The sequence below is a fragment of the Streptomonospora nanhaiensis genome (assembly GCF_013410565.1).
Taxonomy (GTDB): Bacteria; Actinomycetota; Actinomycetes; order Streptosporangiales; family Streptosporangiaceae; genus Streptomonospora; species Streptomonospora nanhaiensis.
In genome coordinates, this window is sequence record NZ_JACCFO010000001.1 from 934,478 (window position 1) to 956,847 (window position 22,370).

18 protein-coding genes and 1 pseudogene are annotated in these 22,370 nt (G+C 75.3%); 11 read left to right on the plus strand and 8 right to left on the minus strand.

The window, feature by feature from the left end; genetic code table 11:
* Positions 1-258 precede the first annotated feature (258 nt).
* Positions 259-2,028: a proteasome ATPase gene (gene arc / locus HNR12_RS04045; protein ID WP_179766216.1), complete on the minus strand. Its 1,770-nt coding sequence runs from the start codon at positions 2,026-2,028 to the stop codon at positions 259-261.
* Between the two features lie 161 nt (positions 2,029-2,189).
* Entirely contained in the window at positions 2,190-3,152 is a 963-nt protein-coding gene (locus HNR12_RS04050; protein WP_179766218.1) for a tRNA (adenine-N1)-methyltransferase, read from the minus strand.
* Between the two features lie 215 nt (positions 3,153-3,367).
* On the opposite strand from HNR12_RS04050, the gene ppgK reads away from it, so the two are divergent.
* Positions 3,368-4,147 carry a polyphosphate--glucose phosphotransferase gene (gene ppgK / locus HNR12_RS04055; protein WP_179766219.1) on the plus strand — a complete coding sequence of 260 codons (780 nt, stop codon included), beginning with the start codon at positions 3,368-3,370 and terminating at the stop codon, positions 4,145-4,147.
* Positions 4,148-4,254: 107 nt separating this feature from the next.
* On the opposite strand, the gene HNR12_RS04060 is transcribed toward ppgK, so the two are convergent.
* A complete protein-coding gene (locus tag HNR12_RS04060) occupies positions 4,255-4,620 on the minus strand; it encodes a hypothetical protein (RefSeq protein ID WP_179766221.1) in 366 nt (121 codons plus the stop codon).
* Positions 4,621-4,784: 164 nt separating this feature from the next.
* Here HNR12_RS04060 and HNR12_RS04065 point away from each other — a divergent pair, with 164 nt between their 5' ends.
* A complete protein-coding gene (locus tag HNR12_RS04065; protein WP_179766223.1) occupies positions 4,785-6,047 on the plus strand; it encodes a helix-turn-helix domain-containing protein in 1,263 nt (420 codons plus the stop codon).
* A gap of 66 nt (positions 6,048-6,113) precedes the next feature.
* Positions 6,114-6,587 (plus strand): hypothetical protein, encoded by a 474-nt coding sequence (locus HNR12_RS04070; protein WP_179766225.1) that lies wholly within the window; start codon positions 6,114-6,116, stop codon positions 6,585-6,587.
* Here HNR12_RS04070 and HNR12_RS04075 read toward each other — a convergent pair.
* Positions 6,584-7,461: pseudogene (locus HNR12_RS04075) on the minus strand (IS5 family transposase). The gene HNR12_RS04070 and the pseudogene HNR12_RS04075 sit on opposite strands and share 4 nt — an antisense overlap.
* A 110-nt stretch (positions 7,462-7,571) precedes the next feature.
* Entirely contained in the window at positions 7,572-8,657 is a 1,086-nt protein-coding gene (locus tag HNR12_RS04080) for a site-2 protease family protein (RefSeq protein WP_179766227.1), read from the minus strand.
* Between the two features lie 733 nt (positions 8,658-9,390).
* Between HNR12_RS04080 and HNR12_RS04085 the strand changes: the two genes are divergently transcribed.
* The 6 genes from HNR12_RS04085 to HNR12_RS04110 all read left to right on the plus strand — a co-directional run bounded on the left by HNR12_RS04085 (position 9,391) and on the right by HNR12_RS04110 (position 18,074).
* Positions 9,391-10,215, plus strand: a complete 825-nt coding sequence (locus tag HNR12_RS04085) for a RecB family exonuclease (protein ID WP_179766228.1) — start codon at positions 9,391-9,393, stop codon at positions 10,213-10,215.
* Between the two features lie 80 nt (positions 10,216-10,295).
* Entirely contained in the window at positions 10,296-11,660 is a 1,365-nt protein-coding gene (locus HNR12_RS04090; protein WP_308251245.1) for a sensor histidine kinase, read from the plus strand.
* 111 nt (positions 11,661-11,771) lie between these two features.
* Entirely contained in the window at positions 11,772-12,449 is a 678-nt protein-coding gene (locus tag HNR12_RS04095; RefSeq protein WP_179766229.1) for a response regulator, read from the plus strand.
* Between the two features lie 243 nt (positions 12,450-12,692).
* A complete protein-coding gene (locus HNR12_RS04100; RefSeq protein WP_179766230.1) occupies positions 12,693-13,514 on the plus strand; it encodes an ABC transporter ATP-binding protein in 822 nt (273 codons plus the stop codon).
* 2 nt (positions 13,515-13,516) lie between these two features.
* Positions 13,517-16,069: an ABC transporter permease gene (locus HNR12_RS04105; protein WP_276516401.1), complete on the plus strand. Its 2,553-nt coding sequence runs from the start codon at positions 13,517-13,519 to the stop codon at positions 16,067-16,069.
* A gap of 583 nt (positions 16,070-16,652) precedes the next feature.
* Positions 16,653-18,074, plus strand: a complete 1,422-nt coding sequence (locus tag HNR12_RS04110) for a threonine/serine exporter family protein (protein WP_179766232.1) — start codon at positions 16,653-16,655, stop codon at positions 18,072-18,074.
* Positions 18,075-18,165: 91 nt separating this feature from the next.
* Here HNR12_RS04110 and HNR12_RS04115 read toward each other — a convergent pair whose 3' ends face one another.
* Positions 18,166-19,020 carry a multidrug DMT transporter permease gene (locus HNR12_RS04115; protein WP_179766233.1) on the minus strand — a complete coding sequence of 285 codons (855 nt, stop codon included), beginning with the start codon at positions 19,018-19,020 and terminating at the stop codon, positions 18,166-18,168.
* A 142-nt stretch (positions 19,021-19,162) separates the two neighbouring features.
* The gene (locus HNR12_RS04120; RefSeq protein ID WP_179766235.1) at positions 19,163-19,744 is read right to left on the minus strand and encodes a MarR family winged helix-turn-helix transcriptional regulator; all 582 of its coding nucleotides are present in this window, start codon (positions 19,742-19,744) and stop codon (positions 19,163-19,165) included.
* Positions 19,745-19,865: 121 nt separating this feature from the next.
* Here HNR12_RS04120 and HNR12_RS04125 point away from each other — a divergent pair, with 121 nt between their 5' ends.
* On the plus strand, positions 19,866-20,999 hold the full coding sequence (locus HNR12_RS04125) for an NADAR family protein (protein ID WP_179766237.1): 1,134 nt from the start codon (positions 19,866-19,868) through the stop codon (positions 20,997-20,999).
* 16 nt (positions 21,000-21,015) lie between these two features.
* Here HNR12_RS04125 and HNR12_RS04130 read toward each other — a convergent pair whose 3' ends face one another.
* A complete protein-coding gene (locus tag HNR12_RS04130) occupies positions 21,016-21,363 on the minus strand; it encodes an ArsR/SmtB family transcription factor (protein ID WP_179766239.1) in 348 nt (115 codons plus the stop codon).
* Positions 21,364-21,431: 68 nt separating this feature from the next.
* On the opposite strand from HNR12_RS04130, the gene HNR12_RS04135 reads away from it, so the two are divergent.
* Entirely contained in the window at positions 21,432-22,202 is a 771-nt protein-coding gene (locus HNR12_RS04135) for an SDR family NAD(P)-dependent oxidoreductase (protein ID WP_217781679.1), read from the plus strand.
* The last annotated feature ends 168 nt before the right edge of the window (positions 22,203-22,370 follow it).

A 22,370-nucleotide genomic window follows, 5' to 3' on the forward strand; every position in this document is an offset into this window, starting at 1 on the left:
TCCATCGACGGGGGGTCTTGAACTCTCCATGGCGAATTGTGGCCCAACAGCCGCTCTCCCCCGGACTCGCCGCGGGCGCCGCCGCGGCCCCAAAAGCCCGGCTGGCCGGGGATTGCGTGGTTTGCGGCCGGGCGTGCCGGAGCGGGCGGTCCCGACACGCGCGGTGACCGCGGGCGGGGCGGTGCCGATGCGCCGCGACGCCGACGGCCGGCCCCCGCGTCGGCTGCGGGGACCGGCCGTGGACGAGGCCGCGGGCGGCTAGAGGTACTGGCCGGTGTTGGCCACGGTGTCGATGGAGCGGCCGGAGTCGGCGCCCTTCTTGCCCGAGACCAGGGTGCGGATGTAGACGATCCGCTCGCCCTTCTTGCCCGAGATTCGGGCCCAGTCGTCGGGGTTGGTGGTGTTGGGCAGGTCCTCGTTCTCGCTGAACTCGTCGACGCAGGCCTGCAGCAGGTGGGAGACCCGGATGCCGCGCGACTGGTTGTCGATGAAGTCCTTGATGGCCATCTTCTTGGCCCGGTCGACGATGTTCTGGATCATCGCGCCGGAGTTGAAGTCCTTGAAGTACAGGACCTCCTTGTCACCGTTGGCGTAGGTGACCTCCAGGAAGCGGTTCTCCTCGCTCTCGGCGTACATGCGCTCCACGACCCGCTGGATCATGGCGTCGACGGTGGCCTTGGCCGAACCGCCGTGCTCGGCGAGGTCGTCGTCGTGCAGCGGCAGGTCGGGGGTGATGTACTTGGAGAAGATGTCGCGGGCGGCCTCGGCGTCGGGCCGCTCGATCTTGATCTTGACGTCGAGCCGGCCGGGCCGCAGGATCGCGGGGTCGATCATGTCCTCGCGGTTGGAGGCGCCGATGACGATGACGTTCTCCAGGCCCTCGACGCCGTCGATCTCGCTGAGGAGCTGGGGGACGATGGTGTTCTCGACGTCGCTGGAGACCCCGGACCCGCGGGTGCGGAAGATGGAGTCCATCTCGTCGAAGAACACGATCACCGGGGTGCCCTCGCCGGCCTTCTCGCGCGCCCGCTGGAACACCAGGCGGATGTGGCGCTCGGTCTCGCCGACGTACTTGTTGAGCAGCTCGGGGCCCTTGATGTTGAGGAAGAAGCTCTTGCCGACGTCGCGGCCGGTCTTCTCGGCGACCTGCTTGGCCAGCGAGTTGGCCACCGCCTTGGCGATGAGCGTCTTGCCGCAGCCGGGCGGGCCGTAGAGCAGAACGCCCTTGGGCGGGCGCAGCCGGTGCTCGTAGAAGAGGTCCTTGTGCAGGTAGGGCAGCTCGACGGCGTCGCGGATCATCTCGATCTGGCCGCCCAGGCCGCCGATGTCGGTGTAGGAGATGTCGGGGACCTCTTCGAGGATCAGCTCCTCGACCTCCGACTTGGGGATGCGCTCGTAGACGTAGCCCGAGCGCGGCTCCAGCAGCAGGGAGTCGCCGGGGCGCACCGGCTGGTCGCGCAGGGGCTCGGCGAGGCGCACGATGCGCTCCTCGTCGTGGTTGGAGATCACCAGCGCGCGGTCGCCGCCCTCAAGGAACTCCTTGAGCAGCACGACCTCGCCGATGGTCTCGTAGGACTGCACCTCGACGACGTTGAACGCCTCGTTGAGCATGACCTCCTGGCCGGGGCGCAGGGAGTCGATGTCCACCGAGGGGCTGACGTTGACGCGCATCTTGCGCCCGTTGGTGAAGATCTCGACGGTGTCGTCGTCGCGCGCCTCAAGGAACACGCCGAAGCCCGACGGCGGCTGCGAGAGCCGGTCGACCTCCTCCTTGAGCGCGGTGATCTGGTCCCGGGCCTCCTTGAGGGTGGCCGCGAGGCGTTCGTTCTTGCCGTTGGTGGCGGCGAGGTTGGCCTGCGCCTCGCGCAACCGGTCCTCAAGCAGCCGCACATGGCGGGGGGAATCGGCGAGCTTGCGCCGGACTACGCTGAGCTCCTTCTCCAAGTAGGAGACCTGAGCGGTGAGTTCTGCGACTTCACGGTCGCGCTGGGTCTGACGCTCGTCGTCGCGATCGGCCACGTCCGCCACCTCCCAATAAGAAGGACGACTACTCGAAACCCTACCTACCCATGGACTATTCCTAACCTCCGGCACTCGGCGAGTGTCGAAGCACTCACTTCTCGATCTTGTGAACGCCTAGGTCACACTGGTAAAGGCGGGCCGGGCGTAATGAGAAAGTAACGTTGCGACTAGTGTTCGACCGGGTCCTCGGGGCCGGTCGTGGCCGCCTCGGCGCCCTCGGCGGAGGCCGAAGCACCCCGCCCCGCCGCCTCCCGCGCCTTCTGCTCGCGCTGCCAGTCCTCGCCGTAGGAGCCCTTGGCGGGCCGGCGGCGGCGCTCGGGCGCCTCGGTGCCCTCGGCCAGCCGCCGCGCCGTCACCAGGAACCCGGTGTGGCCGATCATGCGGTGGTCGGGGCGCACGGCCAGGCCCTCCACGTGCCAGGTGCGCACCAGGGTCTCGAAGGTGCGGGGCTCGTAGAAGGCGCCGTGCTCGCGCAGGTCCTCCACCACCCGCGAGACCTGCGTGGTGGTGGCGACGTAGACGCACACCAGGCCGCCGGGCACCAGGGCCTTGGCCACGGCCTCCAGGCACTCCCAGGGGGCCAGCATGTCCAGCACGACGCGGTCGACCTCGGTGTCGGCGAGGTCGGTGGCGAGGTCGCCCACGGTCAGCTTCCAGGCGGGGTGGGGGCGGCCGAAGAAGCGCTCGACGTTGGTGCGGGCGATCTCGGCGAAGTCGGCGCGGCGCTCGTAGGAGGAGACCAGGCCCTCCTCGCCCACGGCCCGCAGCAGCCAGCAGGTGAGCGCGCCGGAGCCGCCCCCGGCCTCCACGACGCGGGCGCCGGGGAAGATGTCGGCCTGGGCGACGATCTGGGCGGCGTCCTTGGGATAGACGATGGTGGCGCCCCGCTTCATCGACAGCGTGAAGTCGGCGAGCAGGGGGCGCAGGGCCACGTAGGCGATGTTGGAGGTGGAGCGCACCACGCTGCCCTCGGGCCGCCCGATCAGGTCGTCGTGGTCCAGTCGGCCCCGGTGGGTGTGGAACGCCGCTCCGGCGCGCAGGGTGATGGTGTGCATCCGGCCCTTGGGGTCGGTCAGCTGGACGATGTCGCCGTCGCCGAAAGGGCCGCGGCGGCCGTGGATGCCGGTCACTGGTGCTCGTCTCTACAGGTCGTGGGTGGTGCGGGCGGGGCAGTCGCCCAGGGTAGCGGCCGCCGCGGCCCTCGGTGTAATCGCGCGGCCGCCCCCGGCCGCGGCCGCGCGGAGGCGAGCGCGTGTGCGCGCGGGCACGCCACAATTGGGACGGCGGGAGCGCGGCGGCGGACGCCTGCCGGGTCCGCGGACTTGATCGGAAGGACGGGATGATGATGGCGGTCACGAAACCGCAGGTCGGTCTGGGGATCGACATCGGAGGCAGCGGGGTCAAGGGCGCGCCGGTGGACCTGGCCACCGGCACGTTCGTGGTGGACCGCGTCAAGCGGGCCACGCCCCAGCCCTCCACTCCGGCGGCCGTGGCCGAGGTCGTCGCCGAGATCGCGGCGGCCTTCCCCGGGCACGTCGACCCCTCGGCGCCGCTGGGGGTGACCTTCCCGGCCGTCATCCAGCACGGCGTGGCGCGCAGCGCGGCCAACGTCGACCGGTCCTGGATCGGCACCGACGCCGAGAAGCTGCTGGCCGAGGCCACCGGGCGGCGGGTCTACGTCGTCAACGACGCCGACGCCGCCGCGGTGGGCGAGCACCGCTTCGGCGCGGCGCGCGGGGTCAGGGGCGTGGTGCTGATGACGACGCTGGGCACCGGCATCGGCACCGCGCTGCTGGTGGACGGCCGCCTGGTGCCCAACACCGAGTTCGGGCACCTGGAGATCGACGGGCACGACGCCGAGACCCGGGCCGCCGCCAGCGCCCAGGCCCGCGACGGCCTGTCCTACGAGGTGTGGGCGCGCGAGCGGCTGCAGCGCTACTACGACGTGATCGAGAAGCTGCTCTCGCCGGACCTGATCGTGGTGGGCGGCGGCGTGAGCCGGGTCGCCGACGAGTTCCTGCCCCACCTCAAGCTCAACGCCCCGATCATTCCGGCCGAGCTGCGCAACACCGCCGGGATCGTGGGCGCGGCCTGCCTGGCCGCCGAGCGGTTCGGCGCGGAGTAGAGCGGACGGGGCGGTCCGGGGGCGGACCGCCCGCTCACAGCCCGGGGCGGCCGCCCGGGCGGGCGGCGCGGCTGTCCCGCCCGGGCGCGGTCCGGGCGGGAACCGCGTCAGGCGCCGGTGCGGGCCAGGACTCCGGCGATCCTGCGGGCGGCGTCGGCGGTGCGCGCCGCCGGGGCGAGCGGGGCGCGGTAGGGCGGGGGCACCGAGGGGTCGCCGTGCCAGTGCAGCCACCACCACAGGCGGCCGCGGTGCGGGCGCAGGACGGCCCGCTGGACTCGCGAGGCGCCGTCGTGGGCGACGGCCTCGACGGTGCCGATGACGCCGTCGACGCGCGCCTCGACACCGCACGAGCGGAGTTCGGCGCGCAGGGCGTTCAGCGCCCGGACCCACAGCAGCTCGACCGGGGCGTTGTCAAGCCGGTGGCCGTGTGCGGCCAGGCCGGGGATGCCGGACGGCGGGGTCTCGACGGTCATCGGCGCTCCTGACTGTTCGGGGGAATCCCCAGCACCGGGGGGACTTTAGTCCCTTGAATCTGCCTCACCGACCGCCCTCGCGAACCCTTCCATGCATATTACGCATAGCAGTAATCCTCTCACTCATAGCCACCAAAACCAGGTCGTCACCCTAGCCTAGGCTCATGCCTCGACGTGACAGCGCTCTGCCGCGGGATTTCTGGGCGCGCCCCCACATCGCGGCCGCACTGGCCACGTGCGACCTCCCGGCGGTGCTGGAGGGGGTCCGCTCGGCGCAGGGGTGGTCGCAGGGGGAACTGGCCGCAGCCGTCGGCTACTCCCAGAGCTGGGTCTCGCGCGTGATCAACCGGCAGCAGGCGCTCACCGTCGAGCAGGTCCGCGACCTCTCCGGACGGCTGGGGATCCCCATCCACCTCCTCCGGTTCGCGGACGCCGCAGCGCCGGAGAGGGGGGCCGGTCCGACGAAGCGACGGGAATTCGGCAAGGTGGTCACGGCGGCGCTGACGGTGCCGGTGGCACCGGCGCGCGGGGACATCGGCGACCACACCGCGCCGACCTTGCGCGCCATCACCGGGGGCCAGCGGCGGCTGGACGCGTCCTCGCCCTCGCGCGACCTGGCGGCGGGCGCGCGCGCCCACGTCGAGCTGACCACGCGCACCCTGGCGCGGGCCCGCCGCACGCCCTACGCGCCCGACATCGCCGCGGCGGCGAGCGAGGCCGCAGGGTTCGCCGCCTGGCTGCACGCCGACATGGACGACGCCGGCTCGGCGCGCGGCCACTACCGCACCGCGGTGCGCGGCGCCCGCCTGGCCGGCGAGCCGCTGCTGGGCGCCTACATGCTGGGCAGCCTGGCCGCCTTCGAGACCGACAACGGCGACGCGGCCGTCGGGCTGGAGCTGACCCGCGAGGCCGGGCGGCTGGTGGGCGCCGGCGCCCACCCCACGGCGGCGGCGTGGCTGGCCTGCGTGCGGGCGGTGGCCCACGCCGCGCTGGGCGAGGCGCGGGCCGCCGACCGCGCGATCGCGGCGGCCGAGGCGGCGGTGGCCCGCCGCGACAACGCCCAGCCGCCCTGGCCGTGGGTGTTCCCCTTCGACGCCGCCAAGGTGGCGGGCTACCGGGCGCTGGTGGCGGTGCGGCTGCGCCGGCCCGCCGACGCGCGGCGCGCCTTCGCCGAGGCGTTCGCCCAGGCCGCGCCCGCGACCAAGCAGCGCGGGGTGCTGATGGTGGAGATGGCGCGTGCCCACATCGCCGCGGGCGAGGTCGACGAGGCGTTCCGGCTGGCGGGCGACGCGCTGGGCATCGGCGTGCGCTACGGGTCGGACCGGCTGGTCTCGCGGGTGCGCCGCTTCCGCCGGAGCTACCGGGGCGCCCCGGCGCGCTGCCTGCGCGAGCTGGACGAGCGGCTGGCCGACACACTGGCGCTGTAGCCGCTCGCGGCCGGGGGTAGACCCTCCGGCACACCCGGGGCTGGGCGACGGAGGAGGAGACGACCGATGCGGCGAGTGGCGATCACGGGGCACCGCGAACTTCCGGCCGAGGTGGAGCGCGCCGTGGCGGGCGCCCTGCGCGACCGGCTGCGGCACATCGAGGGGCCGGTGACGGGCCTGTCCTGCCTGGCCGACGGCGCGGACACGCTGTTCGCCCGCGCGGTGCTGGAGCACGGCGGCGCGCTGGAGGCGGTCGTGCCCGCCGAGCGCTACCGCGACGGGCTGCCGGCCGGGCACCGGGCGGTCTACGACGAACTGCTGGCGGCCGCGGTGCTCGTGCACCACCTGCCGCACGTGGAGTCCACGCCGCAGGCGCACCTGGAGGCCGGGCGCTACCTGGTCGAGCACTGCGACGAACTGATGGCGGCGTGGGACGGGCGGCCGCCGCGCGGGCCCGGCGGCACGGCCGACATCGTCGACTACGCCCGGCGGCAGCACCGCGCGGTGACGGTGGTCTGGCCGGAAGGCGCGCGGCGCTAGGCAGTGTTTGTTGAACGGGTAAGGTCGCGCAGCCAGATTCTGATCGAGGCCACCTGGACGGTGCCCTCGAAGATCACGGCCCGCTTGTCATAGCGGGTGGCCACCGCGCGGTTCTGCTTGAGCAGGTTGATCGCGCGCTCGACGGTGTTGCGCAAGCGGTAGGCCTCCCGGTCGAAGGACGGGGGCCTGCCGCCCGCCGAACCGCGCCGCAGCCGGTTGGCCCGCTGGTCGGCGGGCTCGGCGATGGTCGCCTTGGTCTTGCGCCGGCGCAGGTAGGACCGGTTGGCGCGGCTGGAGTAGGCCTTATCGCCCAGCAACCGGTCCAGGCGGGTGCGCGCCCGCCCTTGGGAGCGCGCCAGGCGCAGCCGCTCCAGCAGAGGCCGCAGCATCACCGTGTCGGCGTGCTGGCCGGGGGTGAGGGCCAGGACCAGCGGCCGCCGGCGGGTGTCGGCGATCAGGTGGAGCTTGGTGGACCAGCCGCCCCGCGAGCGCCCGAGTGCTTGGGCCCTGTCCCCTTCGTCCCGGGCCGCCTCCCCTTTTTTGGGGCTCCGGCGGCGTGGTGGTGGGCGCGGATCACGGTGGAGTCGATACCGGCGGTGAGTTCGGCGCCGGTGAGGGCGTCGATGCGCAGCCGGTCGGCGATGCGCTGCCAGGTGCCGTCCAGGCACCAGCGGCGGTGGCGTCCGGCGGCGGTTTCCCAGGGGCCGTAGCGTTCGGGCAGGTCGCGCCAGGGGATGCCTGTCCTGGTGCGGTAGAGGATGGCGTTGATGACGCGGCGGTGGTCGGCCCACCGCTTGCCTTTGCGGGGGTGGGCGGGCATGAGCGGGGCGAGCAGGTCCCACTCGGCGTCGGTGAGTTCATGGCGTCGGACCATGGATCCCAAGGATTACCGAAGACCAGCCCGCCCCGCAGACCTTTCAAAAAACAGGACCTAGGGCTCGGCCGCGGGCGGGCGCGCCGCGCGGGCCCGGCGGGACGGGGGCGTCAGCGGCGGGTGAAGGCCGCCTCGACGTCGGAGGTGCGCAGCACGCCGACGGCGGTGCCGTCGTCCTCCACCAGCAGGTACTCCGAGGCGGGGTGGGCCCGCATCGCGTCGAGGAGGTCCTCGCCCTCCAGCCCGGCGCGCACGACGGCGCCGCGCGTGATGGCGCGCGCCACGCTGGAGACCGGCACCCAGGGGCGCCGGGCCTCGGGGACGGCCGCGGCGGCGGTGGCGTTGACGATCGAGGTGGGCGTGCCGGCGGTGTCGGTGACCACGATGGCCCCGGCACCGGCCTCGGCCATGCGGCGCTGCGCCTCGGCGACGGAGGTGTCGGCCGGCACGTGGACCGCGGCGGCGGCCATGGCGCGGGCCCGCAGGGTGGGGACCCGGGCGCGCAGCCGGGAGGCGCGCAGGGCGGAGCCCGCGCCCATCCAGATGAAGGAGGCCAGCAGGACCGCCCACAGGAGGCCGAAGAGGTTGGGCGAGGTGCCGCCGCGCAGGGCGAGGAGGATGGGCAGGGCCACGACGCACACGGCCAGCACGCGCCCGCCCCAGGCGGCGACGACCGTGCCGGCGGCGGGCCGCCGGGTCAGGCCCCACACGGCGGCGCGGACCATGCGGCCGCCGTCCAGCGGCAGGCCGGGCAGCAGGTTGAACACGCCGACCAGGAGGTTGGCCACCCACAGCTGCCAGATGAGGACGCCCACGATGGTCTGGGGCGCCACCAGCCAGGAGGCGGCGAAGCCCACGGCGGCCAGGACGAGGGACAGCAGCGGGCCGGAGAAGGCGATCAGGAACTCGCGGCCGGGGCTGCGGGCCTCGCGCTCGATCTCCGAGACGCCGCCGAGCATGTAGAGGGTGATGCGGCGGACGGGCAGGCCGAACATGCGGGCCACGACGCAGTGGGCGAGTTCGTGGATGAGCACGGACACGTACAGCAGCACCGCGAAGACGAACGCCACGAGGTAGGACAGCGGCCCCAGGGCGAGGGTGCGGTCGACCATCGGCTGGTAGAGCAGCGTGATGATGACGGCGATGACCAGCCAGGAGGGTGTCACGTAGACCGGGATGCCGAACGGGCGCGCCATGAGCCACCCCGCCCCCCGCTCAGGCGGCCGGGGGGTCGCGGGAGGCTCCGAGGAGGTGGTGTTGCCGTGGTCGGTCACGTGTTCAGATTACGTGCTGTGAGTGAGGGCGCCGAGCGAGCGGAGTGGGGGCCGTCCCCCGCGCGCAGCGCCCCCCACGGACCCCGCGCAGCAAGCGAGGCATCCGAACGAACCAGAAGCCCGCGTGAGGGCGCCGAGCGAGCGGAGTGGGGGCCGTCCCCCGCGCGCAGCGCCCCCCACGGACCCCGCGCAGCAAGCGAGGCCTCCCAACGAACCAGAAGCCCGCGTCAGCGCACCCGGCGAGCGAAGCGGGGGCCGTCCCCCGCGCGCAGCGCCCCCCACGGACCCCGCGCAGCAAGCGAGGCCTCCCAACGAACCAGAAGCCCGCGTCAGCGCACCCGGCGAGCGAAGCGGGGGCCGTCCCCCGCGCGCAGCGCCCCCCACGGACCCCGCGCAGCAAGCGAGGCCTCCCAACGAACCAGAAGCCCGCGTCAGCGCACCCGGCGAGCGAAGCGGGGGCCGTCCCCCCGCGTAGCGCCGGTTCCACCCGGTTGCCCTGGGTTCGGCCTCTCGGTGTCCCGGTCGGCCGCGTCGGCGGCCGACCGCGAGAAAACCGCGGATCATGAGGGGAAATCAATCAACCGGTCCCGGGCGCCGTGCCCGGGCGCTGTGGCCGGGCGGTTCCCGCGTCCTCCGCGGCTCGTACTGTTGGAGCATGGATTCGCCGCCCGCCACCCCCTTGGTATCGGCGCTGTCGCCCTCCCGGGCCGCCGACTTCCTGCAGTGCCCCCTGCTGTTCCGGTTCCGCGTCATCGACCGGCTGCCCGAGAAGCCGAGCGCGGCCGCGCTGCGCGGCACTCTGGTGCACGCCGTACTCGAGCGGCTCTTCGAGCTGCCCGCCGACACCCGCACGCCCCGCACCGCCCTGTCGCTGCTGGAGCCGCAGTGGGAGCGGCTGCGCGCCTCCCGGGCCGAGGCGGTGGCCGGGCTGTTCGCCTCCGACGCGGAACTCGCCGCCTGGCTGGCCGAGGCGCGCACGCTGATCGGGCGCTACTTCGAGATGGAGCAGCCCCAGCGGCTCGAACCCCACAAGCGCGAGATGCGCCTGGACGTCACCCTGGAGTCCGGCCTGCGGCTGCGCGGCTACCTGGACCGCCTCGACGTCGCGCCCACCGGCCAGATCCGCATCGTCGACTACAAGACCGGCAAGTCGCCGCAACCGCGCTTCGAGCAGAAGGCGCGGTTCCAGATCTTCTTCTACGCGGTGATGCTCTGGCGCGAGCTGGGCGAGATCCCCACCCGCCTGCAGCTGATGTACCTGGGCGACGGCGGCGTGCGCTGGTACGAGCCCACCGAGCAGGAGCTGCTGGCCGCCGAAGCCGAGATCCTGGGCATCTGGCGGCAGATCGAGGACACCGCCCGATCGGGGGTGTGGTCGCCCCGGCGCAGCCGGCTGTGCGACTGGTGCGACCACCGCGAGCGGTGCCCGGAGTTCGGCGGCACCCCTCCCCCGATGCCCGATTCACTTCCAGTGGTGTAGCCGAAACTCATCCGGGCGTAGGAGGCGGAATCGGTCGGGGGGAGGTCCGCGCGCGGCGGTCCCCCTTCTAGCGTTGTCGTGTGAGGTCCACACCAGCGCCGCCGACGTCCAGCGCCGCCGGCGCCCGCCCGGCCGCCTCCGCCGCCGGCCGCTCCTCCCCCGGCGCGTGCCGCGCCCGGTCGCGCACGGGCCTCGGGCAGTCGGCGGCGCCGGTGCCCTCGCGGTCGCGGCTGCGCTCGGCCCTGCCGGCGCTGCTGACCGACGCGTTCATCGTGGTGGCACTGGTGGTCTTGAACAGCTCGCTGGTGGAGCTGGCGCGGACCGTGCCGGCGATGGCGCAGCTGTGGGGGGAGTTCACCGCCGGTCACATCGGGGGTGCGCTGCTGGCGCTGACCATGCTGGCCCGCCGGCACCTTCCCTTCACCGTGCTGCTGGTCCTGACCCTCAGCGGGCTGGTCGGCGACCACACCCGCGTCCTGGTGTGGGGTACCGCGAGCCTGGGGATCGCGGTCGCCGCCTATTCGGTCGGACGGTACCTGCCGCTGACGCGCGCCCTGATCGCGCTGGGCACCGGCGTGGTCGTCAACGTGCTGGCGACCACGCTGAGCCCCGCCCAGGCGGGCGACCCCGGCGAGCCCTGGTGGATCAACCAGGGCTTCTACCTGGGGTGGCTCCTGGCGGCGTGGTGGGTGGGCCGCCTGGTGCGCATGCGCGCCTTCCACATGGAGGAGCTGGCCACCCGCGCCGAGCGCCTGGAGCGGGCCCGCGACGCCCACACCCGCGCCGTGCTCGCCGAGGAGCGCAGCCGCATCGCCCGTGAGCTGCACGACGTGGTGGCCCACCACGTCAGCGTCATGACCGTGCAGGCCACGGCGGGCCGCCGGGTCATCGACCGCTCGCCCGAACGGGCGCGGCAGACCCTGGTGGAGATCGAGGAGACCGGGCGGCAGGCGATGGCGGAGATGCGGCGGATCGTGGGCGTGCTGCGGATGGCCGAGGGCGGCGGCCCCGACCGGGGCCCGCAGCCGGGGTTGGCGGGGCTGGCCGAACTGGTGCAGCAGGTCCGCGACACCGGTACGCGCACGGAGCTGCGGGTGAGCGGCGAGCCGCCCGAACTGGCGCCCGGCCTGGGGCTGACGGTGTACCGGATCGTGCAGGAGTCGCTGACCAACGTGCTCAAGCACGCCGGGCGCGGCGCACGCGCGGCGGTCGAGGTGCGCTTCACATCCGAGGCGGTGGAGGTGGTGGTGACCGACGAGGGTCCACCGCCGGGCGGCGAGGGAGAGCCGGGCCCGCGGCGCGCCGCCGACGAGCCGGGGCACGGCCTGGTGGGCATGCGCGAGCGGGTCGCGCTCTACGGCGGCGACCTGCGCACGGGTCCGCGCGCGGGCGGCGGGTTCGAGGTGCGGGCCCGGCTGCCGCTGGACCGGCGCGGACCGGGCTGACCTCGGGGCCCCGGCGGCCCGGGGCCGGGGCGCGGCGGGCCGGGGCGGCCGGTTGTGGCCGGGGGCGTGAAGGGGGTCGGCGGGGGTCGCGGAGTCGGCCAGAATCTGATCATGTCCATCCGCGTCCTTCTGGTCGACGACCAGCCGCTGCTGCGCACGGGTTTCCGCCTCATCCTGGAGTCGGAGCCGCAGATCTCGGTCGTCGGCGAGGCGGCCGACGGCCACGCCGCCGTCGCCGACACCAAGCGCCTGCTGCCCGATGTGGTGCTGATGGACATCCGCATGCCGGGCAAGGACGGCATCGACGCCACGCGGGAGATCCTGGAGTGGGCGGCGGGCGCCGGCCAGCAGGTGCGGGTGCTGGTGCTGACCACCTTCGACCTGGACGAGTACGTGGTGGAGGCGCTGCGGGCCGGGGCGAGCGGGTTTCTGCTCAAGGACGTGCCGCCCGACGAGTTGGCGAGCGCGATCCGGGTGGTGTCCGACGGCGCGGCGATCGTGGCCCCCACGATCACCCGTCGGCTGCTCGACCGGTTCGCCCACCACCTGCCGACCACCCGGGAGCGGCCAGAACCGCGTTTGGAGCTGCTGACCGAGCGGGAGCGCGAGGTGCTGCGGCTGCTGGCGCGGGGGATGTCCAACGCCGAGATCGCCCGCAGGCTGGTGGTCAGCGAGACCACCGTCAAGACCCACGTGGGCAACGTGCTCACCAAGCTGGGCCTGCGCGACCGCGTCCAGGCGGTGGTGCACGCCTATGAAACGGGCATCGTGCGCCCGGGCGAGGAGTAGGGCCGGGGGCGGCGGTGCGCCCGCCACGCGCGTGGCCGCCGCCCGGGGGCCATGGCGCGGGGCCCGGCCCGCCGCACCGCGTGCCCGGGCGCGCCCGCGCAGGGAGCCGGCACGGGTTTTCCACATCCCTCCGTCGAGGGATGCGCGCGCGTGGCCGCGCCGTCTAGCTTCAAGCTGAGAACGCGGTGCGGGCACGGCGCCCCGCCGCGCCACCCGACCTCGGCCGGAGAGGACGGTCCTTCCGTGGCCCTCACCGCTCCCACCACTCCCGACCTGCTGGCGGCCGGCGACCCCGGCGACCTCGCCGCCTACGCCGAACAGGTCAGCAAGGTCTACGGCCGCGGCGACTCCCGCGTCGCGGCTCTGGACGCCATCACCCTGGGCGTGCCCAAGGGCAGGTTCACCGCGATCATGGGCCCTTCGGGATCGGGAAAGTCCACGCTCATGCACTGCCTGGCCGGGCTCGACCGCGTCACCTCGGGCCGGGTCGTGCTGGGCGGCACCGACCTCACCCGGCTCAACGAGCGCGCCCTGACCCGCCTGCGGCGCGACCGGGTGGGGTTCGTCTTCCAGGCGTTCAACCTGGTGCCCACGCTCACGGCCCTGGAGAACATCACCCTGCCCGCCGACATCGCCGGGCGGCGCCTCGACCGCGCCTGGCTGGACGAACTCATCGACTCCGTCGGCCTGCGCGACCGCCTGCGCCACCGCCCCTCGGAGCTGTCGGGCGGCCAGCAGCAGCGGGTGGCGTGCGCGCGGGCGCTGGCGGCGCGGCCCGACGTCGTCTTCGCCGACGAGCCCACCGGCAACCTCGACTCCCGCTCCGGGCGCGAGGTGCTGGGCCTGCTGCGCGACTCCGCGCGGCGCACCGGCCAGAGCGTCGTCATGGTCACCCACGACCCTGCGGCGGCGGCCTACGCCGACCTCGTCGTCTTCCTCTCCGACGGCCGGGTGGCCGGCCAGCTCGCCCACCCCGACCAGAACAGCGTGCTGGAGCGCATGAAGCACCTGGATCCGGGCGAGGACACCGCCGGCCCCGGCGGCCCGGGGGGTGGGCGGCCGTGATCATGCTGCGGCTCACGCTGCGCGGCCTGGCCGCGCACCGGCTGCGGTTCCTGCTGACCGGCTTCTCGGTCGTGCTGGGTGTGGCGTTCGTGTCGGGCACGCTGATCCTCACCGACACCATGGACCGCGCCTTCACCCGCATGTTTGAGGGCATGGACGCCGACATCGCGGCCGTGGTGCGCCCGCAGCAGGAGTTCGCGCAGGGCTTCGCCGCCGGGGGCGAGGCCGGCACCGCCACACTGCTGCCCGACGACCTCGCCGGCGACCTCGCGGAGGTCGAGGAGATCCAGGCGGTCTATCCCATGGCCGAGGGCACCGCCGCCGTGCTCGGGCCCGACGGCGAGGAGATCGGCGGCCAGGGCCCGCCGCAGATCGGCACCACCTGGCACGACCGCCCCGGCTCGGGCAGCGGGATCGTGGCCGGGCGCGGCCCCCGGGGCGGCGGCGAGTTCGTCCTGGACCAGGGCAGCGCGCGGGCGGCCGGGCTCTCCGTGGGCGACTCCGTCACGGTGCGCGCCGGCGGCGAAGACCGCGACATGATTTTGGTGGGCGTGTTCCGGTCGGGGCAGCTGGGCAGCACGGCGGGCTCCACCGTCGCCGCGTTCGACCTGCCCACCGCGCAGCGGCTGCTGCTGGGCGATCCCGACCGGGTCAACGCCTACTACCTCGACGGCGTGCCGGGCAAGTCGCAGTGGCAGATCGCCGACGCCGCGGCGCCGCTGCTGGAGCCGGGGATGGAGTCGCTGCCCATGGACATCGTCCGCGACGAGCAGCTGGGCCCCATGCGCGAGGCCCTCGACTACTTCGGGGTGTTCCTGCTCACCTTCGCCGGGATCGGGCTGTTCGTGGGCTCGTTCCTGATCTTCAACACCTTCGCCATGCTGGTGGCCCAGCGCGGGCGCGAACTCGCGCTGCTGCGGGCTATCGGCGCCGGCCAGGAGCAGGTGCGCGGCGCGATCACCGGCGAGGCGCTGGGCGTGGGGCTGGTGGGCTCGGGCCTGGGGCTGGCCGCGGGTGTCGGACTGGCCTGGTCGATGCTGGCCGCGGTCGAGGCGCTGGGCATCGACCTGCCCGACACCGGGCTGCGCGTCACCCCCCTCACCGTCGCGGCGGCGTTCCTGGTGGGCACCGGTGTCACCGTGCTGGCGGCCTACGTGCCGATCCGGCGCGGCACCCGCGTCCCGCCGGTGGCGGCCATGCGCGACGACGCCGGCAGCGCCGTGGCGCCCTCCACCGGGTGGGGGCGCGCGGCCGCCGGGCTACTGGCGCTGCCGGGCGGCGCGGCGCTGCTGTGGGCGGGGGTGCGCGCCCCCTCGGCCGAGGCCGCGCCGTGGCTGGTCGGGTTCGGCGCCGGGGTGGGCTTCCTGGCGGTGGCGCTGCTGATGCCGCACGTCAGCCGCCCCCTGATCGCGCTGATGGCGGCGCCCTTCCCGGCCGTGTTCCGCGTCGCCGGCCGCCTGGGCCGCGACAACGCCGTCCGCAGCCCCCGCCGCACGGCCGCCACGGCCACGGCGCTGATGATCGGGCTGGGCCTGGTCGCCGCGATCGCCACGCTGAGCGCGTCGGCCTCGCGGTCGGTCGACGTCGAGATCGACCGGGCGCTGGGCGCCGACTACATCGTGACGACCGACGGCCCCACCGAGACCGTCTCCGCCGACGCCCTGGACCGCCTGCGCGAGGTGGACGGGGTGGACACCGTGGTACCGATGCGCATTGGCCAGGCCCAGGTCGACGGCGAACTCGCGTTCACGGTCTCGGCCGCCCCCGCCGGGCTGGAGCGCACGGTCGGCATGGAGGTCGTGCGGGGCGCGGCGCAGTTCGACGGCGAAGGGTTCATGGTGGCCGAGAGCGTCGCCGACCGCCGGGGCTGGCGGGTGGGCCGCGAGGTCTCGTTCGTGTTCCCCGACGGCGGCGAGGCCGACCTCGAACTCCAGGGCGTCTACTCCGCCTCCCAGGCCATGCGCTCCGACTACCTGGTCTCCCCCGCCGCCTACCGAGCCCACTTCCCGCAGGACCTCACCCTCAGCGTCTACCTGACCGCCGACCACGCCTCCCCGCGGGTGCGCGGGGCCGTCGACACCGCGCTGGCGGACCACCCCGCGCTGGAGGTGATGGACCGCGGCGAACTCAAGGAGCGCAACCGCGAGAACCTGGCCCTGCTCACCAACACCATCTACGCCATGCTGCTGCTGTCGATCGTGATCGCCGGGCTGGGCATCATCAACACCCTGGCGCTGGCCACGGCCGAACGGGTGCGCGAGATCGGCCTGCTGCGGGCGGTGGGCCTGTCGCGGGTGCAGCTGCGGCGCATGATCCGGCTGGAGGCGGTGGTGATCGCGCTGCTGGGCGCGGTGGTGGGGGTGGTTCTGGGCCTGGTGTTCGCCTGGGCGCTGCAGCAGGTCCTGGCCGAACGCGGGGTGACCGTGCTGGACGTGCCCGCGGGCCAACTCGTGGGCCTGCTGGGGGTGGCGGTGGTGATCGGCGTCCTGGCGGCCCTGTGGCCCGCCTGGCGCGCGTCGCGCCTGGACATCCTGCGCGCGATCGCCGCCGAGTAGCCCGGCGGGCCCCGGTGCCGGCGGCCGCCGACCCGGCCGCGCCCTCCCGACCGTCCACGGCGGCGCGGCGGCCGGCGCGGGCGGCCGCCAGGCGAGGGGATCGCCCGGTCCGGCCTGGCGCCGACCGCTCCGCACCGCCGGTCGGGCGGCCGCACGCCTGGGCCGGGCGGCCCGGCCGCCCGCTCTCGGGCCGCCGCGTCCGCCGCGCGCCCCCTGTCCGCGCCGCCGCGCTGCGCCCGGCCCGACTACGGCCGCCGCGCGGCCCCGCGTCGGCCGCGTCCGCGACCGACCGGCTACGCTCGGCGGTCGGGGACCGGCGTCGTGGTCAGCGGTGTCGGCCAGGGCCGCCGCAGCTCCGGCCGCCGCCACCGGCGCCACTCGGGCCGCCGCGCTGCGCCGGAATCAGCGGCGGGCCTGCGACGATGACCGGTGACAGACCTCACCGGCGGAGGGGGCAAGCCACCGCCAACCGGTGCCGCGACCGGGGCGTCTCACGCGTGGCCGCGCCCCGAACCGCCGCGGCTTCGCACCCCGCCGCACCCGCCGACCGCGCACACCACGGAGGAGGTGGCCAAGCCAGGCCATGGCCCACGACCCGCGACCCGCACCGCTGAACGACGCCAACCTGCTGAGCCGACTGCGGGACTGGAGGGCGGCGCGCGAATCGGAGATGCACGCCGACCTCTTCGACGAGGCGGTGGAGCTTCCCGATCCGCGCGCCCTGGACCTCGTGCTGCGGGTCGGTGAGCTGCTGCTGGCCAGCGGCGAGAGCACCGAGGTGGTCAGCGAGTCGATGCTGAGCCTGTCGGTGGCCTTCGAACTGCCGCGCGCCGAGGTGTCGGTGACCTTCACCGCCATCACCCTGTCGACCCACCCCGGCGGCGACCAGCCCCCGATCACCGGCGAGCGGGTGGTGCGCCGCCGCACGCTGGACTACTTCCGTGTCAACGAGCTGCACACGCTGGTGCAGGACGCGGCGCTGGGCGCGGTGGAACTGGAGGGCGCCATCGCCCGGCTGCGGGCCATCAAGCGCGCCCGCCCGCCCTACCCCAACTGGCTGATCGTCACCGGTTTCGGGCTGATCGCCTCCAGTGCCAGTCTCATGGTCGGCGGCCAACTGCTGGTGGCGGCGGCGGCGTTCCTGGCCACGGTGCTGGGCGACCGCGCGTCGGCGTTTCTGGCGCGGCGCGGCGTCGCGGAGTTCTACCAGATGACGGCCGCCACCGTGGTGGCGTCGTGCATCGGGGTGGCGCTGCTGTGGGCCAGCGACCGGATGGACCTCAACCTCCAGGCGGGCGCGGTCATCACCGGCAACATCATGGCCCTGCTGCCGGGCCGTCCGCTGGTCTCCAGCCTCCAGGAGGCCATCAGCGGCAGCTACGTCTCCTCCTCGGCGCGGCTGCTGGAGGTCTTCTTCACCCTGGGCGCGATCATCTCCGGCGTGGGCGCGGTCGCCTACACCGCCGTGCGGCTGGGCGTCAACGTGAACCTGGAGGACCTGCCGGGCGCCGACGCGTCGGTGGCACTGCCGGTGCTGATCGGCGCCGCCGGGATCGCGATGGCGTTCGCGGTCTCGCTGACGGTGCCCCCGCGCATGCTGCCCTGGATCGGCGTCATGGGCGTGATGATCTGGGTGATCTACGCCGGGGTGCGCGCCTTCCTGGACGCGCCGCCGATCCTGGGCACCGTGGCGGGCGCGGTGGCGGTGGGCGTGGTCGGCCACGCCCTGGCCCGGCGCACGCACCGGCCGGTGCTGCCCTACGTCATCCCCGCGATCGCCCCGCTGCTGCCGGGCAGCGTGCTCTACCGGGGCCTGCTGGAGATCACGCTCAACCAGCCGGTGGAAGGGCTGCTGAGCCTGTCGGAGGCCGTCGCCATCGGCCTGGCCCTGGGCGCGGGGGTCAACCTGGGCGGCGAACTCGTCCGCGCCTTCCAGCGCGGCGGGCTGGCCGGAGCGGGCCGCCGGGGCCGCCCCGCCGCCCGCCGCAGCCGCGGCGCCGTCTAGGGCCGGATTCCGCGGCGCCCCTGCCACGGCCCCGCCCCGCCGAAGGGGCGCGGCCTCCGGGTCGGTCCTTGGGCCGGGGCCGCGCGGCCGTTCAGCCGGCGGTCAGCAGGCCCACCGCGGCGGCGGCGCCCACAAGCCCGGCGACCTGCGGGGGCGCGACGCGTTCGCGCAGCACGGCGACGCCCAGGAGTACGGGGATCGCGGGGTAGAACGACGCCAGCACCACCGCGACCATGAGCCGCTGGTGGGCCGCCAGCAGGTAGCAGACCAGCGCCGCCGCGGCGACCATGCCCAGGGCGCCCGCAGCGAGCGCGTCACGCGCGCCCATGCGCAGCCGCGACACGTCGGGCAGCACCAGGGGCAGCACGGTGAGCACGGCGGTCACCCGCCCGGCCGCCACCGGCCAGATCCCGGCGTCCGGCCCGGCCTGGGCGAGGGCCACGTACTGCACGGCGACCCCGACCCCGACCCCGACCCCGGCCACGAGCGCGTCCACGGCTGTGGCCGGCGCGCAGCCCGCCGCGCCGCCCCCGGCACCCGTGGGGCGCGCCACCAGCCACAGCGCGGGTACCGCGAGGGCGATCCCGATCCAGGCCGGCGCGGCGGGGCGGTCGCCCAGGAGCAGCACCCCCACCAGCACGGGCAGCGCCACGCCGCTCACGGCCGAGACCGGCACCACGACGGCCATCGCCCCGTGGGTGAGGCCCCGGAACAGGAAGACCATGCCCACGCCGGTGCCCACCCCGGACAGGGCGCCCCAGGCGAGGTCGGCCAGGCCGGGAGCGCCGCCGAGCGCCAGCGTCGCGGCGGCCGCCGCGACGAGCAGGCCGCCCACCTGCCCCAGCAGGGCGACGGCGGCGAAGTGCGCCCGGCGCGCCAGGAGTCCGCCGCCGAAGTCGACGACGCCGTAGCAGCAGGCCGAGGCCAGCGCGAGGACCGTGCCCATCAGCGCCCGCCCCCGAAGTCGGCACCCGCCCGGCCGCCGCGGGGGCGGCCCGCCCGGGCCCGGTGGCGCCCGGCGGGCCCCGGGCGGCGCGGCCCGGCACGCGGGAGGGGTGCACGCGACGGCGCGGAGGCGCGGCGGGCCGTCACGGTGCGGCCCCCGCTCCGCCGCCCGCCCCGCGCGGCGCGGCGTCGTCGCCGGCGGTGGCCGCGCGGGCCTCGCGGTCGGCCTGGCCGACCGGGCACGTGGCGTCGCGCACGCACGCGGCGCGGTCGCACAGCCGGCACAGCAGGTCGGGGTCGCCGACATCGCCGTAGAGCCGCCGCAGGAGCTTGGCGAGCAGTCCGGCCAGGACCGCCCGCTCGTCGGTGTCGAGGACCGACACCACGTCGGCCAGCGGCCGGCCGCGCGCGGCCAGAAGCCCGCGCGCCGCCTGCTCCCCGGCCGCCGTGGGCGCCACCGCCACCAGCCGCCCGACCCCCGGGCGACGCTCCACCAGCCCTCGGCGTTCCAGCGCGTCGACCATCCGCGCGGTGGCGGGCTGCGACAGCCCCACGCGCCGCCCCAGTTCGGTGACGCTGATCCCGGGTGCGGCGGAGAGCACCACCAGGGCCGCCGCGCCGCTCGCGCTCACCCCGGCCGCGCCGGTGGCCCCGGCCAGCGCCATGTCGGTGACGGCGAGCGCCGTGGCGCCGAGAAGGTTCGCGGTTCGGTCTACATCATGCATGACTCATGCATAACAGCGCTCGGTGACCGGCGCAATACCCCTGCCGGGGTGGACCGCGACCGGAAGGCCGGTGCCCGCCCCGACCGGGGCGCAATCCGGCGCTGCCCGGTAGCCTGCGCCCATGATGTGGCGGAGCCCCACCTACCGCCTGGTGGACGGGGAGCGGATCGACGGCGCGTGGTGCCACGTGTGGCGGCGGGCGGCGGGCGGCTCCTACTTCGTGGAGGACCTGGTGGTCTTCGCGGACGGCGCCGTCCGCTGCGGCAGCACCTCCACCGACCTCAACGGACTCCGCCGGCTGCTGGAGTCCGGGCACATCGCCGTGGCCGACCCCGCCGCCACCGCGCCCGCCGGCGAGCGGGGATGGCGCTCGCGCGCCCCCGAACCGCTCACCCCCGAGGGCCTCCTGCTGGACGCGGCCGACCAGGTGGCGGAGCTCGCCGGCCGTCCGACCGCCGCCGACCGCTGCTGGGCGGCGGTCCGCGGCTACCTGCGCGACCCCTCCGAGGCGAACCGGCGCGCGGTGCGCGCCGCCTACCTCGCCGTACCGCCCCACCGGCGCGTGTACGTGCTGGGCGACATGGACGCCCTGGACCGGCCCCTGCAAATCCTCGCCGCCGACCCGGGCACGGTGCTGGACGGCGACGGGCCGCTGGTGACCGAGGAGCTGCGCGCAAGCGCGCGGGCCTACTTCGCGCGGACGGAGGACGCGCTGGCACGCGAACGCCGGCGGCGGGCCGTCCTACACGCCGACGACCCGGAGCGGCCGCCGCCCCCCGCGATCGTCCTGCACGAGACGGTCTTCCCCCGCGGCCTGCCGGAGCGGCCCGGCACGTTCGCGCTGCGCAACGACTACCCCGCGCCGATCGAGGTGGAGGGCGAGGTCTACCCCTCGGTCGAGCACGCCTACTGGGCGCTGTCCGCGGCCGAGGCGGCCGACCGGACCCGGATCCGGCAGGCGCCCTCGGCGCGGGAGGCCCGGGAACGCGGCGGCCGGGCGCGGCGGCGCGCCGACTGGCCGCGCCTGCGCCTGGCCGTGATGGCGGCCCTGCTGCGCGCCAAGTTCACCCAGCACCCCGCGCTCGCCGAGGTGCTGGTGTCGACGGGTGAGGCGCCCATCAGCTACACCGGCGCCGCCGAGTCCCCGTTCTGGCGGGACGCCCCCGGCGGCGCGGGCCGCAACTGGACGGGCCGCCTGCTGGAGGTGGTCCGGGCCGAACTCCTGCTCCGGCGCAGCGGCCCGGTCCCGCCCTGAGCGCGGGCGGCGCGGTTCAGGCGGCGTCGGAGGCCAGGCGCACTCCCCCGCCGACCCCGTCTGCCTCGGCCGCCGCGAGGACGGCGGCGACCAGGCCGGGGAAGCGGGACTCCAGGTCGTCGCGGCGCAGCGTGACGAAGCAGCGCGTGCCCTCCTGGCGGGTGCGGGTGACGCCCGCGTCGCGCAGGACGCGCAGGTGGTGGCTGAGCGTGGACTTGGCCACCGGGGCCCGCAGTTCGCCCCAGCCGCGCTCGCCGCCGTCGGCCAGGACCCGCAGCAGCCCGATGCGCAGCGGATCGCTCAGCGCCGCCATCACCTCGGGCAGCGACAGGTCCCCGGTGGCCGGGTGGTGCGCGCTTCTCATGGCCCCATGCTAACTTGTTCGACGTTCGTCGAACGTCGAACAAGTCGAACGAGGAACCGGGAGTCGAGTTGACCGCACCGCACGACCGCGGCGACCTGCTGAGCGACCGCGTCGCGATCGTCACCGGGGCAGGCTCGGGCATCGGCCGCGCCACCGCGACCGCCATGGCCCGCGCCGGAGCCCGCGTCCTGGTCGTGGGCCGCCGCCGCGACGCGCTGGCCGCGACCGCCGCCCAGCACCCCGCCATCGCCGTCCACGCCGCCGACCTGCGCGCCCAGAAGGCCCCCGCCGAGGTGGTCGAGGCCGCCGTGCGGCGCTGGGGCCGCCTCGACGTCCTGGTCAACAACGCGGGCGCCACCGCGATGATGCCGCTCGCCGAAACCGACCCCGCACGCGTCGCCGACCTCTTCGCGCTCAACGTCACCGCCCCCAGCCTGCTCGCCGCCGCCGCGCTCGCGCACCTGCGCCGGCAGCGGGGCACGATCGTCAACGTCTCCAGCACCTACGGCCACCGGCCGCTGCCCGGCGCCGCCCACTACGCCGCCTCCAAGGCCGCCGTCGAGCAGTTGACCCGCTCCTGGGCGGCCGAACTCGCACCGGAGGGCGTGCGCGTCAACGCCGTGGCCCCCGGGCCCACCGAGAGCGAGGCGCTGTCGGCGGCCGGGCTGCCCGAGGACACCGTGCGGCGGATCAAGGAGGCCGAGGCCGCGCGGATTCCGCTGGGCCGCCGAGGGGAGCCCGAGGAGGTCGCCGCGTGGATCGTGCGGCTCGCCGACCCGGGCGCCACCTGGGTCACCGGGCAGGTGCTGTCGGTCGACGGGGGCCTCGACCTCACCTGAGCCCGCCGGCCGGCCCCGCACGAGCACGCGGCCGCGGGCACGGCCGCTGCGCCACCGCCACCCCCGCCGTGGTGCCGGGCCGCCCCGCCCCCGGCGGTTCGCGCGGGCGGGCGCGCGTCAGACGCCTCCCGACGGGGGTGTCGGCGGCGTTGGGGGCGCCGCGGCATG

Bases quoted from the DNA above. Each gene is read 5' to 3' on its own strand.
- ppgK (WP_179766219.1), top strand. From the start codon at position 3,368: ATGGCGGTCACGAAACCGCAGGTCGGTCTGGGGATCGACATCGGAGGC.
- HNR12_RS04060 (WP_179766221.1), bottom strand. From the start codon at position 4,620: ATGACCGTCGAGACCCCGCCGTCCGGCATCCCCGGCCTGGCCGCACAC.
- HNR12_RS04065 (WP_179766223.1), top strand. From the start codon at position 4,785: ATGCCTCGACGTGACAGCGCTCTGCCGCGGGATTTCTGGGCGCGCCCC.
- HNR12_RS04070 (WP_179766225.1), top strand. From the start codon at position 6,114: ATGCGGCGAGTGGCGATCACGGGGCACCGCGAACTTCCGGCCGAGGTG.
- HNR12_RS04080 (WP_179766227.1), bottom strand. From the start codon at position 8,657: ATGGCGCGCCCGTTCGGCATCCCGGTCTACGTGACACCCTCCTGGCTG.
- HNR12_RS04085 (WP_179766228.1), top strand. From the start codon at position 9,391: ATGGATTCGCCGCCCGCCACCCCCTTGGTATCGGCGCTGTCGCCCTCC.
- HNR12_RS04095 (WP_179766229.1), top strand. From the start codon at position 11,772: ATGTCCATCCGCGTCCTTCTGGTCGACGACCAGCCGCTGCTGCGCACG.
- HNR12_RS04105 (WP_276516401.1), top strand. From the start codon at position 13,517: ATGCTGCGGCTCACGCTGCGCGGCCTGGCCGCGCACCGGCTGCGGTTC.
- HNR12_RS04110 (WP_179766232.1), top strand. From the start codon at position 16,653: ATGGCCCACGACCCGCGACCCGCACCGCTGAACGACGCCAACCTGCTG.
- HNR12_RS04115 (WP_179766233.1), bottom strand. From the start codon at position 19,020: ATGGGCACGGTCCTCGCGCTGGCCTCGGCCTGCTGCTACGGCGTCGTC.
- HNR12_RS04120 (WP_179766235.1), bottom strand. From the start codon at position 19,744: ATGCATGATGTAGACCGAACCGCGAACCTTCTCGGCGCCACGGCGCTC.
- HNR12_RS04125 (WP_179766237.1), top strand. From the start codon at position 19,866: ATGATGTGGCGGAGCCCCACCTACCGCCTGGTGGACGGGGAGCGGATC.
- HNR12_RS04130 (WP_179766239.1), bottom strand. From the start codon at position 21,363: ATGAGAAGCGCGCACCACCCGGCCACCGGGGACCTGTCGCTGCCCGAG.